This window comes from Citrobacter sp. FP75, from assembly GCF_018342065.1.
In the GTDB taxonomy this organism is placed as follows: domain Bacteria; phylum Pseudomonadota; class Gammaproteobacteria; order Enterobacterales; family Enterobacteriaceae; genus Citrobacter.
In genome coordinates this window covers 399,197-411,387 of the sequence record NZ_JAFDOE010000003.1, presented here as the reverse complement: position 1 = coordinate 411,387, position 12,191 = coordinate 399,197, and the positions used below count along the sequence as shown (strand labels likewise).

Annotated in this window: 12 protein-coding genes and 1 tRNA gene; 9 read left to right on the top strand and 4 right to left on the bottom strand. The window is 51.0% G+C overall.

Going from position 1 to position 12,191, the window contains the following annotated elements:
- Window positions 1-1,590, top strand: coding sequence for a microcin C ABC transporter ATP-binding protein YejF (gene yejF, locus JQ822_RS13230; RefSeq protein WP_213133835.1), 1,590 nt, complete (start codon window positions 1-3; stop codon window positions 1,588-1,590).
- 3 nt (window positions 1,591-1,593) lie between these two features.
- On the opposite strand, the gene JQ822_RS13225 is transcribed toward yejF, so the two are convergent.
- The 3 genes from JQ822_RS13225 to rsuA form a co-directional block, all read right to left on the bottom strand.
- Window positions 1,594-1,938: a YejG family protein gene (locus JQ822_RS13225; RefSeq protein ID WP_029139605.1), complete on the bottom strand. Its 345-nt coding sequence runs from the start codon at window positions 1,936-1,938 to the stop codon at window positions 1,594-1,596.
- 333 nt (window positions 1,939-2,271) lie between these two features.
- Window positions 2,272-3,462, bottom strand: a complete 1,191-nt coding sequence (locus JQ822_RS13220; protein WP_213133834.1) for a Bcr/CflA family multidrug efflux MFS transporter — start codon at window positions 3,460-3,462, stop codon at window positions 2,272-2,274.
- Window positions 3,463-3,477: 15 nt separating this feature from the next.
- Window positions 3,478-4,185, bottom strand: a complete 708-nt coding sequence (gene rsuA, locus JQ822_RS13215) for a 16S rRNA pseudouridine(516) synthase RsuA (RefSeq protein ID WP_213133833.1) — start codon at window positions 4,183-4,185, stop codon at window positions 3,478-3,480.
- Between the two features lie 152 nt (window positions 4,186-4,337).
- On the opposite strand from rsuA, the gene JQ822_RS13210 reads away from it, so the two are divergent.
- Both JQ822_RS13210 and rplY read left to right on the top strand, forming a co-directional pair.
- Window positions 4,338-6,098: a DEAD/DEAH box helicase gene (locus tag JQ822_RS13210; protein ID WP_213133832.1), complete on the top strand. Its 1,761-nt coding sequence runs from the start codon at window positions 4,338-4,340 to the stop codon at window positions 6,096-6,098.
- Window positions 6,099-6,222: 124 nt separating this feature from the next.
- On the top strand, window positions 6,223-6,507 hold the full coding sequence (rplY, locus tag JQ822_RS13205) for a 50S ribosomal protein L25 (protein WP_045445132.1): 285 nt from the start codon (window positions 6,223-6,225) through the stop codon (window positions 6,505-6,507).
- Window positions 6,508-6,608: 101 nt separating this feature from the next.
- Here the strand turns inward: rplY and yejK are convergent, their stop codons facing one another.
- Window positions 6,609-7,616, bottom strand: coding sequence for a nucleoid-associated protein YejK (yejK, locus tag JQ822_RS13200; protein WP_135321258.1), 1,008 nt, complete (start codon window positions 7,614-7,616; stop codon window positions 6,609-6,611).
- 134 nt (window positions 7,617-7,750) lie between these two features.
- Between yejK and JQ822_RS13195 the strand changes: the two genes are divergently transcribed.
- From JQ822_RS13195 to JQ822_RS13170, 6 genes are all read left to right on the top strand, one after another.
- Complete coding sequence (locus JQ822_RS13195) at window positions 7,751-7,978, top strand: YejL family protein (protein WP_003027506.1); 228 nt, start codon at window positions 7,751-7,753, stop codon at window positions 7,976-7,978.
- A 31-nt stretch (window positions 7,979-8,009) separates the two neighbouring features.
- Window positions 8,010-9,770, top strand: coding sequence for an LPS biosynthesis-modulating metalloenzyme YejM (yejM, locus tag JQ822_RS13190; RefSeq protein ID WP_213133831.1), 1,761 nt, complete (start codon window positions 8,010-8,012; stop codon window positions 9,768-9,770).
- 74 nt (window positions 9,771-9,844) lie between these two features.
- Window positions 9,845-9,921: transfer RNA gene (locus JQ822_RS13185), tRNA-Pro, on the top strand.
- 206 nt (window positions 9,922-10,127) lie between these two features.
- Window positions 10,128-11,369, top strand: a complete 1,242-nt coding sequence (locus JQ822_RS13180; protein ID WP_213133830.1) for an integrase domain-containing protein — start codon at window positions 10,128-10,130, stop codon at window positions 11,367-11,369.
- 19 nt (window positions 11,370-11,388) lie between these two features.
- Window positions 11,389-11,658, top strand: a complete 270-nt coding sequence (locus JQ822_RS13175; RefSeq protein WP_213133829.1) for a hypothetical protein — start codon at window positions 11,389-11,391, stop codon at window positions 11,656-11,658.
- Between the two features lie 12 nt (window positions 11,659-11,670).
- Entirely contained in the window at window positions 11,671-12,138 is a 468-nt protein-coding gene (locus JQ822_RS13170; protein WP_213133828.1) for a hypothetical protein, read from the top strand.
- Window positions 12,139-12,191 lie beyond the last annotated feature (53 nt).

Genomic DNA, 12,191 nt, shown 5'->3' with positions numbered 1-12,191 from the left:
ATGACGCAACCTCTGTTAGCCATTGACAATCTATCGGTTGGTTTTCGCCAGCAGGGAGCCGTGCGTACCGTGGTCAATGCGATTTCTTTGCACGTGGAGGCGGGGCAAACCCTGGCGCTGGTGGGCGAGTCTGGCTCGGGAAAAAGCGTCACCGCACTCTCGATTTTGCGTTTGCTGCCCACACCTCCTGCGGTCTATCTTGCCGGTGATATCCGCTTTCACGGCGACTCCTTACTCCATGCCAGCGAACAAGCGCTACGCGGCGTACGCGGCAACAAAATCGCCATGATTTTCCAGGAGCCGATGGTATCGCTTAACCCGCTACACACCCTGGAAAAACAACTCTATGAGGTGCTGTCGCTGCATCGGGGAATGCGTCGGGAAGCCGCACGGGCAGAGATATTAACCTGTCTGGATCGCGTCGGGATCCGTCAGGCCGCCAAACGCCTGGCAGATTATCCGCACCAGCTTTCCGGCGGCGAACGCCAGCGCGTGATGATCGCCATGGCGCTGCTCACGCGCCCTGAACTGCTGATCGCTGACGAACCCACCACCGCGCTGGATGTTTCCGTGCAGGCGCAAATCTTACAACTGCTGCGCGAACTCCAGCGCGAGCTGAATATGGGCCTGCTGTTCATCACCCATAATCTCAGTATCGTGAAAAAGCTGGCGGACACCGTTGCGGTGATGCAAAACGGTCAGTGCGTTGAGCAAAATCGTGCCGCGCTGCTGCTCTCTGCGCCAACGCATCCCTACACGCAGAAATTATTAAACAGTGAACCTTCTGGCGATCCGGTGCCTTTACCCACCGGACAATCGCCCTTGCTGGAAGTGGAGCAACTGCGCGTCGCTTTTCCCATCCGTAAAGGGCTTCTTAAGCGCGTGGTGGACCATAACGTAGTGGTCAACAACGTCAGCTTTACGTTAAAGCCGGGGGAAACGTTGGGCCTGGTCGGCGAATCAGGCTCGGGAAAAAGTACTACCGGTCTGGCGCTGCTGAGGCTCATCGCCTCACAAGGCCGCATTGTATTCGACGGCCTGGTACTGCATAGCTTAAACCGTCGCCAGCTGTTGCCGGTGCGCCACCGCATTCAGGTTGTCTTTCAGGACCCTAACTCGTCGCTGAACCCGCGTCTGAGCGTGTTACAGATTATTGAAGAGGGATTACGCGTTCACCAACCAGCGCTGTCCGCCGAACAACGCGAAGCGCAGGTAAAAGCAGTGATGGCAGAAGTGGGTCTGGATAGCGAAACGCGGCATCGTTACCCTGCGGAGTTTTCCGGTGGCCAGCGTCAACGTATTGCCATTGCCAGAGCGCTGATTTTAAAACCATCGCTGATTATTCTGGATGAACCAACGTCGTCACTCGACAGAACCGTACAGGCGCAAATCCTGACGTTGCTTAAGTCATTACAACAAAAACATCGCCTGGCTTATATTTTCATCAGCCACGATTTGCATGTGGTACGCGCGTTATGCCATCAGGTTATTGTGCTACGGCAGGGAGAGGTCGTGGAGCAGGGGCAATGCGAGCACGTATTTAACGCGCCACAGCAGGCCTATACGCGTCAGCTGCTCGCGCTAAGCTGACGCTCAAAATGGGTTGTTGTTTGAAAAAGGTTCTGCGATGGCTACGCCGAAATTTTTCAGTCTGCAGGTTGCCGCAAATTCATCCTGACGGTTCACAAACAGACACGGCTCCCCTTCGCATTCCAGCACGGAACACGGGACTTCAATGTCGCTCAACGCCTGGCTGAGTTTATGCATCACCGACCACGCGCTGTCACCGTCCGGGCTGAGCAATTTGAGGGCCACCAGGCTGTTCTCATTGCTCTGACCATTTTGCGGAATCGGTTCAACTTTTGAACCTGCGAAACCCACCGACCAGCGATAACACTGCGGCAGACGATGAACGATTGAGAGTTGTAATGTCATCACTTTCTTTCCCTGGAAGTACAATCACTTCACAATTATTTTACATCAATATTAACACATCATTGACAATACGTCTTTATACAGTTCGTAAACGTTTACACCCTGTCCTTATGCCGCTTTCCGAACCCAGTATTTAAATTTATTCAACGGTTCTGGCAGTTTTCCGGGCTATATGTACGCGTTTCTGCGATCTAACTCAACCTTTTTAACTACAATGATGTGACTTTTTACATAAATTGATTTTACATAAAATAAACATTACTGGGGAGAATGATAGATTTGAGGTTGATGTACATCAACTCTGGAAGCCTTATGGCCTCCAGGTTGTGTATTAGATCACCGTTTTTTGGCACGGCTTGCGTAGAGATAGAAAAGAATTGAACAGGTCGCACAAAATGCAATCGTCCAGATCATCGGCCAGGCCGAGTTAAAGGTCGCCAGTGACAGCAGTGCGCCAACAATCGCGCCAATGCCAAAACGGAAGGTTCCCGCCAGCGATGACGCCGTTCCGGCCATATGCGGAAACTCATCGAGGATCACCGCCATCGCGTTAGATGACACCATCGACACGCATCCGACAAACGCCGCAACGCCAACCACCAGTGCCCAGAAACCCACCCCGAACAACGCGCTAAATACCATCCAGCCCGCCATCACAAACTGGATCCACAGCCCGGTACGGAACATATTCAATGCCCCAACCCGACGAACAAAGCGGCTGTTGATAATGGTCATCACAAACAGGAAAACGATGTTCAGCGCAAAGTAATAGCCGAAATTCTGCGGCGAAACATGGTTGATCTCAATGTAGACAAAGGGACCGGCGCTGAGAAACGAGAACATTCCGGCAAAGCTAAACCCGCTGGCCAGCATATAACTCAATACGCGTTTATGGCGAAACAGCGAGGCGAAATTGCCTATCGTGGTACGCAAACGAAACGGCTGACGTCGCTCAACGGGTAAGGTCTCTTTGATAAGCGTAAAGATCATCACCGAAGCCAGGATCGCCGCCACGGCCAGGATCCAAAAGATGTAGTGCCAGCTAAACCATACCAGCACCCATCCCCCGACAATCGGCGCCAGCAGCGGCGCAATTGTCGTGACCAGCATGACGAAGGACATCATGCGTGAAAACTCTTCCTTCGGATAAATATCACGCATCAGGGCGTTGATCACCACGCTTGCCGCCGCAGCCGCCAGGCCGTGAAAGAAACGCATAGTAATCAATTGATCGATAGTTTGCGCCAGCGCGCAGGCGACTGCCGCCGCTGCAAACACCAGCGTTCCACCCAGAATCACCGGCTTGCGCCCGATGCTGTCTGCCATAGGGCCGTAGATCAGCTGCCCCACCGCAAACCCCAGAATATAAGTACTGAGGGTCATTTGCGCACTACCCGCAGGCACACCAAACTGAGCGGAGATCACCGGCAGCGCCGGAAGATACATATCAATCGACAACGGCATTAACATGGCCAACAAGCCAAGGATAAAAACAATGGCAATTGAAGAGTTCTGCCGGGTGGTCACATTTAGCTCCTGAAATTAACGCGGGGTTAAGTTAACGCTGGCGATTTCTTCTTCGGTCAAAGGACGGTACTCACCGGGCGCGAGGCAGTCATCAAGCTTGATGGCACCGATTCGCTCACGGTGCAGCTCCACAACGTGGTTGCCCACGGCGGCAAACATACGCTTAACCTGATGATAGCGCCCTTCGCTGATGGTCAAACGCACCTGCGTAGGTGTAATTATTTCCAGCACCGCCGGTTTGGTCAGATCTTTCTCGTTATGCAACTGTACACCACGGGTAAACTGTTCGGCGGTATCTTCCGCCACCGGCAACTCAAGCGTCACCAGATAGGTTTTTTCACAATGGTGGCGCGGTGAGGTGATGCGGTGCGACCACTGACCATCGTCGGTCATCAGTACCAGTCCGGTGGTGTCGATATCCAGACGCCCTGCCGCATGCAGCTTGTGCGCCACAGGCTCATCAAGGAAATAGAGCACCGTCGGATGATCCGGATCGTCCGTTGAGCACACATAGCCCTGAGGTTTGTTGAGCATAAAATAGCGTGGGCCATTTTGCTGAGCCAGTGAATTGCCGTCGTATTCGACGTCATGTTCTGGTAACAGTTTAAACGCGGAATTTCTGACGATTTCGCCATCGACGGTAACACGGTTACCACGGATTTCACGCCCGGCAATAGCGCGGCTGACGCCGAGTTGCTGAGCGATAAATTTATCAAGTCGCATGAGTGTGATTTTGCCTGTAACAATACGGAAATCGAGCGTTATGCCCGAAAAGTGGAGCCGTTTTCCGCTCAGTATAGCGGGCTAACAACTTCCCTCAAGGGAAAAAGATTCGTGGCATACTATTCGTTGTTATTGCTTACCATAGTGAGACCATGACTTTTACACTTCGTCCTTACCAAAAAGAAGCCGTGGATGCCACGCTCAACCATTTTCGCCACCACCGCACGCCCGCGGTCATCGTTCTGCCAACCGGTGCAGGTAAAAGCCTGGTCATTGCCGAACTGGCACGCGTGGCGCGTGGACGTGTATTAGTGCTCGCGCATGTAAAAGAACTGGTCGCGCAGAACCATGCCAAATACTGCGCACTGGGGCTGGAGGCCGATATTTTTGCCGCCGGTCTGAAGAAAAAAGAGAGCCACGGGAAAGTGGTTTTCGGTAGCGTACAGTCGGTAGCACGTAATCTGGACGCGTTTCAGGGAGAATTTTCCCTGCTCATCGTCGATGAATGTCATCGTATTGGCGACGACGAAGACAGCCAGTATCAACAAATCCTGACTCACCTGACCAAAGTAAATCCCCACTTACGCCTGCTCGGGCTTACCGCCACGCCTTTTCGCCTCGGCAAAGGCTGGATTTACCATTTTCATTATCACGGCATGGTACGCGGCGATGAAAAAGCGCTATTTCGCGACTGTATTTACGAGTTGCCACTGCGCTACATGATTAAGCACGGCTATCTGACGCCGCCGGAGCGTCTCGACATGCCGGTCGTCCAGTATGACTTCAGCCGCCTGCAGGCACAGAGTAATGGTTTGTTTAGCGAAGCCGACCTTAACCATGAGCTGAAAAAACAGCAGCGCATAACCCCGCACATCATCAGCCAGATTGTCGAATTTGCCGGGACGCGAAAAGGCGTCATGATTTTCGCCGCTACCGTGGAGCACGCCAAAGAGATTGTTGGCCTGCTGCCTGCTGATGATGCCGCGCTTATCACCGGTGACACGCCTGGCGCCGAGCGGGATGTGTTGATTGAAGACTTCAAAGTCCAGCGTTTTCGCTATCTGGTCAACGTGGCCGTATTGACGACCGGCTTCGATGCCCCGCACGTCGATCTCATCGCCATTCTGCGTCCTACCGAGTCAGTCAGCCTTTACCAACAAATCGTCGGACGTGGCCTGCGCCTTGCGCCGGGAAAAACAGATTGCCTGATCCTCGACTACGCAGGTAATCCTCACGATCTGTACGCCCCGGAAGTCGGCGCGCCAAAAGGGAAAAGCGACAACGTCCCGGTGCAGGTATTCTGCCCTGCCTGCGGGTTTGCTAACACCTTCTGGGGAAAGACTGCGGCCGATGGTACGCTTATCGAACACTTTGGTCGCCGCTGCCAGGGATGGTTTGAAGATGACGACGGTCATCGCGAACAGTGTGATTTTCGCTTTCGTTTTAAAAACTGTCCGCAGTGCAATGCAGAAAACGACATTGCCGCTCGCCGCTGTCGGGAATGCGATACCGTGCTGGTGGACCCGGACGATATGCTGAAAGCGGCGCTCAGACTCAAGGATGCGCTGGTACTGCGCTGTAGCGGCATGGCGTTACAGCATGGTCAGGATGACAAAGGCGAATGGCTGAAAATTACCTATTATGACGAGGATGGGGCCGACGTCAGCGAACGCTTTCGTTTGCACACGCCCGCGCAGCGCACTGCATTTGAACAACTGTTTATTCGTCCGCACACCCGAACGCCTGGGATCCCTTTACGCTGGATAACCGCCGCCGATATCCTGGCGCAGCAGGCGCTGTTACGCCATCCCGATTTTGTCGTCGCACGCATGAAAGGTCAGTACTGGCAGGTACGTGAAAAGGTCTTCGATTATGAAGGTCGCTTCCGACGGGCACATGAATTACGCGGTTAATCGTACTTTTGATTGATGTACCCGCCATTTGAGGATAGAATCTCGCCCGCTTTTGCATACGCAAAGCAGATCACTTACCTGTTGCTGGGTCGCCTGTAGCAGGAATTATTAAAGAGAGATTTAAATGTTTACTATCAACGCTGAAGTACGTAAAGAGCAGGGTAAGGGTGCGAGCCGCCGCCTGCGTACCGCTAACAAGTTCCCGGCAATCATCTACGGTGGCGCAGAAGCCCCGATTGCTATCGAACTGGACCACGATTCAATCATGAACATGCAAGCTAAAGCTGAATTTTACAGCGAAGTTCTGACCATCGTTGTTGACGGTAAAGAAGTTAAAGTTAAAGCTCAGGCTGTACAGCGTCACCCGTTCAAGCCGAAACTGGCTCACATCGACTTCGTACGCGCGTAATCGCCAACAAGTTGAAGAAAAACCCCGCCTCGGCGGGGTTTTTTTATGGGGCTTATCTGTAGGCCGGATAAGGCTTTACGCCGCCATCCGGCATTAACGTTTTACTTCCCGCCCGACGTGCGACGCTGTAGCTGATCGCGCAGGTTAGGCGGCGTACCTTTGATGGTTAAGGTGTCCGTTGCCGGATCCCAGAAAATACGTTCGCCCAGCAGCATGGCGTCGAAGTTTATCGTTAACCCACCGCCGCTTCCGGCAAATTTGGTTAACTGACGCAGCGTGCTGCGATCTGCCGGGAAAGTCTCCTCCAGCTCATAGCCTTTATCAGCGGTAAATTCACTGAAGCTAACTTCGCTGACGCCAGAAAGCTCTTTTGACAAGGATTCCAGCTCAATCTCTTCACCGGCCTGAAGCTGCTCGTTGCAGTAGCTATATACCTGCTGACGCACATTCTGGCGTTCAGCTTTATCCAACTGAGCTTCGGCGGTGAAGTCATCGACCGCCTGCAGCAGGCCACGGTTTTGCGCTTTGGCATTCAGTCCTTCGCTGGCACCGAGGAAATCCATAAAGAAATCGGCAACTTTGCGCCCTACCCGCCCTTTCAGGAAAGTCAGATACCGCGTGGACTCCGGGTTAGTTTCCCATTCGGTTAAATCAATACGCGCCACGATGTCCGCATGATTGATATCCAGATAGTGCGTTGGGTTGATATCCAGGTTTTCATTCACGCGCATACTGCTTAAATTGTTCAGCACCGCAACCAGCAAATACTCTACCGCCAGATAGCGGTAATGGCAGAACAACACAATACCGCCGTCGGCAAACGGATATTTCGCCAGTTCGTCGCGCAGACGCCCCGTTGCGGCACGGCTGAACGCCAGAAAATCCTCTTCGCCCTGACGCTGCAAACGTAGCGTTTGCGCCAGTTCGCTCTCTTCGCTAAACAGGCCATACGCTTTATTCTTAGCGCTATATACCCGATGCAGCTCAGCCATCATCTCGACAACGGTTGCTGTCGGTTCCAGTAATGAATCGCGCAAGACCAGCTCAAGGTTCTGCTCATCACGCTTGATAAGCTGGTGCAGGGCAATCTGGTTGATATCCAGACTCATGATAAACTCTCCTTTAAGACCGGGCGGTATTCAACCACCTGCCGGGCAGTGACGCAATAGAAGATAAAAAAGCAGAAAAAAAACTGTCGCTACGGTAATATGTTGCCCTTTCATGAACAGACTGATTTCGATTTATGCCACAAATTTCCCGCTATAGTGACGAACACGTTGAACAATTGCTGAATGAAATGCTCAACGTACTGGAAAAACATAAGGCGCCGACCGATCTTTCCCTGATGGTTCTGGGAAACATGGTCACTAACCTTATCAATACAAGCATCGCACCGGCTCAACGCCAGGCGATTGCGAATTCATTTGCCCGCGCATTGCAGTCTTCGGTAAACGACGACCAAGCGCACTAAGAGCCTGCTCCGGGGAAACGAACAACAGTTTATGGTAACTCATCGTCAGCGCTACCGTGAGAAAGTCTCCCAGATGGTTAGCTGGGGGCACTGGTTCGCCCTGTTCAACATTCTGTTGGCCATGGTGCTTGGTAGCCGTTACCTGTTTGTCGCAGACTGGCCGACAACGCTTGCAGGTCGTGTTTATTCTTACCTGAGCGTTGTCGGGCATTTTAGCTTCCTGGTGTTTGCCGCCTATCTGCTGATCCTGTTTCCCCTGACGTTTATCGTCATGTCCCAGAGGCTGATGCGATTCTTATCAGCCATCCTGGCGACAGTGGGTATGACGCTGCTGTTGATAGACAGCGAGGTTTTCACCCGCTTCCACCTGCATCTCAATCCCATTGTCTGGGAGCTGGTCATTAACCCTGACCAGAACGAAACGGCGCGTGACTGGCAACTGATGTTCATCAGCGTGCCGGTGATTCTGCTGATAGAAATGCTGTTTGCGACCTGGAGCTGGCAAAAGCTGCGCAGTCTGACGCGTCGCCGTCATTTCGCGAAACCCTTAGCCGCCTTCTTTTTCGTATCATTCATTGCCTCGCATGTGGTGTACATCTGGGCGGATGCCAATTTCTACCGCCCGATCACCATGCAGCGCGCAAACCTGCCGCTGTCTTACCCAATGACCGCGCGTAAGTTTCTGGAAAAACATGGTTTGCTGGACGCGCAAGAGTATCAGCGCCGCCTGGTCGAACAGGGTAATCCGGAAGCGCTCTCTGTGCAGTACCCGCTTAGCGATTTGCGCTATCGTGATATGGGTACTGGTCAGAACGTCCTGCTGATCACCGTAGACGGCCTGAACTACTCGCGCTTTGAAAAACAGATGCCCGCCCTGGCTGAATTTGCCGGGCAGAATATTTCCTTCACGCGTCATATGAGTTCCGGCAATACCTCTGATAACGGTATTTTTGGCCTGTTCTATGGCGTGTCACCCAGCTACATGGACGGCATTCTGGCGAGCAGAACGCCTGCTGCACTGATCTCAGCGCTGAACCAACAAGGTTATCAACTGGGGTTATTCTCCTCTGATGGCTTTACCAGCCCACTATATCGTCAGGCGCTGCTGTCAGATTTCTCCATGCCGAGCGTACAAACGCAGTCTGATGAGCAAACGGCGAATCAATGGATCAACTGGCTGGGCCGCTACGCGCAGGAAGATAACCGCTGGTTCTCATGGGTCTCCTTTAACGGGACCAACATTGATGACAGCAACCAGAAGAATTTTGCTAAACACTACGCCATCGCCGCGCAAGACGTAGATGCGAACATTAACCGCGTCCTGGGCGCCCTGCGAGACTCCGGTAAGCTGAACAATACGGTGGTTATTATTACCGCCGGCCGGGGTGTGCCGCTGTCGCAGGATGAGAATCGCTTCGACTGGTCGCGCGGCCATCTCCAGGTACCGCTGGTGATTCACTGGCCGGGTACACCCGCTCAGCGCATCAATAGCCTGACCGATCATACTGACCTGATGACCACGCTGATGCAGCGTCTGCTCCACGTCAGCACGCCAGCAAATGAGTATTCGCAGGGTCAGGATCTGTTCAATGCCACGCGCCGCCACTATTGGGTAACGGCAGCCGACAGCAATACGATGGCGATTACCACCCCAGAGATGACGCTGGTGCTCAATAACAACGGTAGTTATCAGACCTATGATTTGCGCGGTGAGAAAATTAAAGACCAGAAACCACAGCTAAGTCTGCTGCTACAGGTCCTGACGGATGAGAAACGATTTATCGCTAACTGATTAATTATAAATCAGTTAGCAAGGCATTCTCTTGCATTCGCCGTGGAAAGCAGTAGTATTAGCAGCCATAGCGTCGGCACGTAGCGCAGCCTGGTAGCGCACCGTCATGGGGTGTCGGGGGTCGGAGGTTCAAATCCTCTCGTGCCGACCAAATCTTTATTCTGGATGTATCGGATACATACGGAAACCCCTTAGAAACCCGCATTCTCTCTGAGTTTGCGGGTTTTTTAATGCCTGCAATTATCGGTTATGACCGTTTACATCCGGATTTTTTAGGACTAGATTTGGGACTAGAGAGCGGCTAGTCCTAAAAAGCCTAGTCCCAAAACATTTTCTAGTCCCAAGCGAGCAAGTCCTATGGCAATCAAAACCGCCCCACTCACCGCTACTCAAGTAAAAAATGCCAAAGCTACAGACAAAGAAATCACACTCACCGATGGCGGCGGGTTGATACTGATCGTCAAGCCATCCGGCGTGAAAACATGGCAGATTCGTTACTACAAACCAGGTACAGGGAAACGCACAACCTGGACGCTGGGAAATTATCCAGAATTGTCGTTAGCTGATGCCAGAGAACGACGAGAACAAGCAAAAGCACTTCTGGTACGAGATATAGATCCACAGCATCATCAGCGACAGCAACGCGAAGCAAAAGAGTTGCTCCGGGGGAATACCTTCCAGAAAGTGGCTACTGACTGGTACGAAATGAAGAAGAGCCAGAACCTTGCCGCCAACACCATTAAAGACATTTGGCGATCTCTGGAAAAGTACGTATTCCCGGACATCGGTAACACCCCCATTAGTGAACTAACGGCTCGCCGATTCGTAACTATTCTGGAACCCATCAAAGCACGGGGTAATCTGGAAACGCTCAAACGTGTGTTGCAGCGTATCAATGAAGTCATGGATTTTGCTGCCAATAGCGGCCTCATCGAAATCAACACGGCTACGAATGTCCGTAAAGCCTTCCCTACTCCAGTCAAAAAACATATGCCGACTATCCGGCCAGAACAATTACCCGAGCTAATGCGGACACTATCTATCGCAAGCATAGAACGACAAACCCGTTTGCTAATCGAGTGGCAACTACTGACCGTAACACGCCCGGTTGAAGCAGCCGAAGCCCGGTGGGAAGAAATTAATCTAATGGACAACACCTGGACAATTCCAGCAGGTCGCATGAAGATGCGTCGGGATCATGTTATCCCGCTATGTGAGCAGGCGTTAGCCGTTCTTGAGACAATGAAGCTCATCAGCGCCCACCGGGAATATGTATTCCCCAGCTTTAAAAAGCCTACCCTGCCGATGAGCAGCCAGAGCGCCAACGCCGCCCTTCGCCGCATGGGTTATCAGGGCGTGTTGGTTTCACATGGGCTGCGAGCAATTTTTAGTACCGCAGCAAACGAAGAGGGATTCGAGCCAGATGTGATAGAAGCGGCTTTGGCTCATGTTGACACAAATGAAGTACGTCGAGCCTATAACCGTAGTACCTATCTGGAAAAGAGAATTGTACTTATGTGCTGGTGGGGTGAATTTGTTGAGGCTGCGGCAACGGGAAGCTATATGGCTAATGGAATGCGCGGATTAAGAGCAGTTTAATTCATTATGGAGTTTTACCATGATAGAGAATGAGAAAAAATATAATCTTGCCTGTGACATTTATACAGTTAAGGATGCACTAAATGAAATTCATAATCATACTAAATCCAAATTGACATTATCTACATTGGAACAATTATGGAGCGAAGAAAAAATAACACTTTGCTTTTATTGGGATGATTATTGGAAAGATTTTTTATATAAGTATAAAGCAGAATATACGGAGTTTGTTAAACAGTCTAAAAATGAAAGACTTGTAAATTCACTCGTGATTCCTGATTATTACTGATGGAAGGCATTAGTGACTGACATTGATGATCTTTCGCCTATACTGCCAATAAAACCCTACTTTTCAAATTTTGATTTCAAACCACTCCCCGTAAAATATTATTGTGACTTTTGTCAGCGAAATGGACAATGCCGAGGTGATGAGGTAGGCACTCATTTAAATGCAATCAATGATGCTTTAGATTTTAATAAAATGGTTATCACCAAAGAAAAATTAATTAAATTAATCACAATGATTACACAAGATGATATCCCCAATGACACAACCGTTATTTCACTAGTAACAACAAAAACAACTGCCAAACAATGCTTTTTTATTGTTCAACTGTTAAATAATATTGGATTTGAAAATAATGAGTTATCAAAAATCACCATGACCAATTTCCGCCAAAAGCTAAGCAAAAAAGGCATACAACTACCTGATAATATTGATGATAAAACGCTTATAGATTGGCTTAGGAAAGGTGAAATACAGAGGTAAACTTCATAACTCCACGGAGTTTTCCATTTCTCCCTCCATAAAATAATCCAACT

What these genes read in the sequence shown, in the direction of transcription:
- JQ822_RS13195 (WP_003027506.1), top strand. Translation starts at nt 7,751, where the DNA reads ATGCCACAAATTTCCCGCTATAGTGACGAACACGTTGAACAATTGCTG.
- yejF (WP_213133835.1), top strand. Translation starts at nt 1, where the DNA reads ATGACGCAACCTCTGTTAGCCATTGACAATCTATCGGTTGGTTTTCGC.
- JQ822_RS13210 (WP_213133832.1), top strand. Translation starts at nt 4,338, where the DNA reads ATGACTTTTACACTTCGTCCTTACCAAAAAGAAGCCGTGGATGCCACG.
- yejM (WP_213133831.1), top strand. Translation starts at nt 8,010, where the DNA reads ATGGTAACTCATCGTCAGCGCTACCGTGAGAAAGTCTCCCAGATGGTT.
- rsuA (WP_213133833.1), bottom strand. Translation starts at nt 4,185, where the DNA reads ATGCGACTTGATAAATTTATCGCTCAGCAACTCGGCGTCAGCCGCGCT.
- JQ822_RS13180 (WP_213133830.1), top strand. Translation starts at nt 10,128, where the DNA reads ATGGCAATCAAAACCGCCCCACTCACCGCTACTCAAGTAAAAAATGCC.
- rplY (WP_045445132.1), top strand. Translation starts at nt 6,223, where the DNA reads ATGTTTACTATCAACGCTGAAGTACGTAAAGAGCAGGGTAAGGGTGCG.
- JQ822_RS13175 (WP_213133829.1), top strand. Translation starts at nt 11,389, where the DNA reads ATGATAGAGAATGAGAAAAAATATAATCTTGCCTGTGACATTTATACA.
- yejK (WP_135321258.1), bottom strand. Translation starts at nt 7,616, where the DNA reads ATGAGTCTGGATATCAACCAGATTGCCCTGCACCAGCTTATCAAGCGT.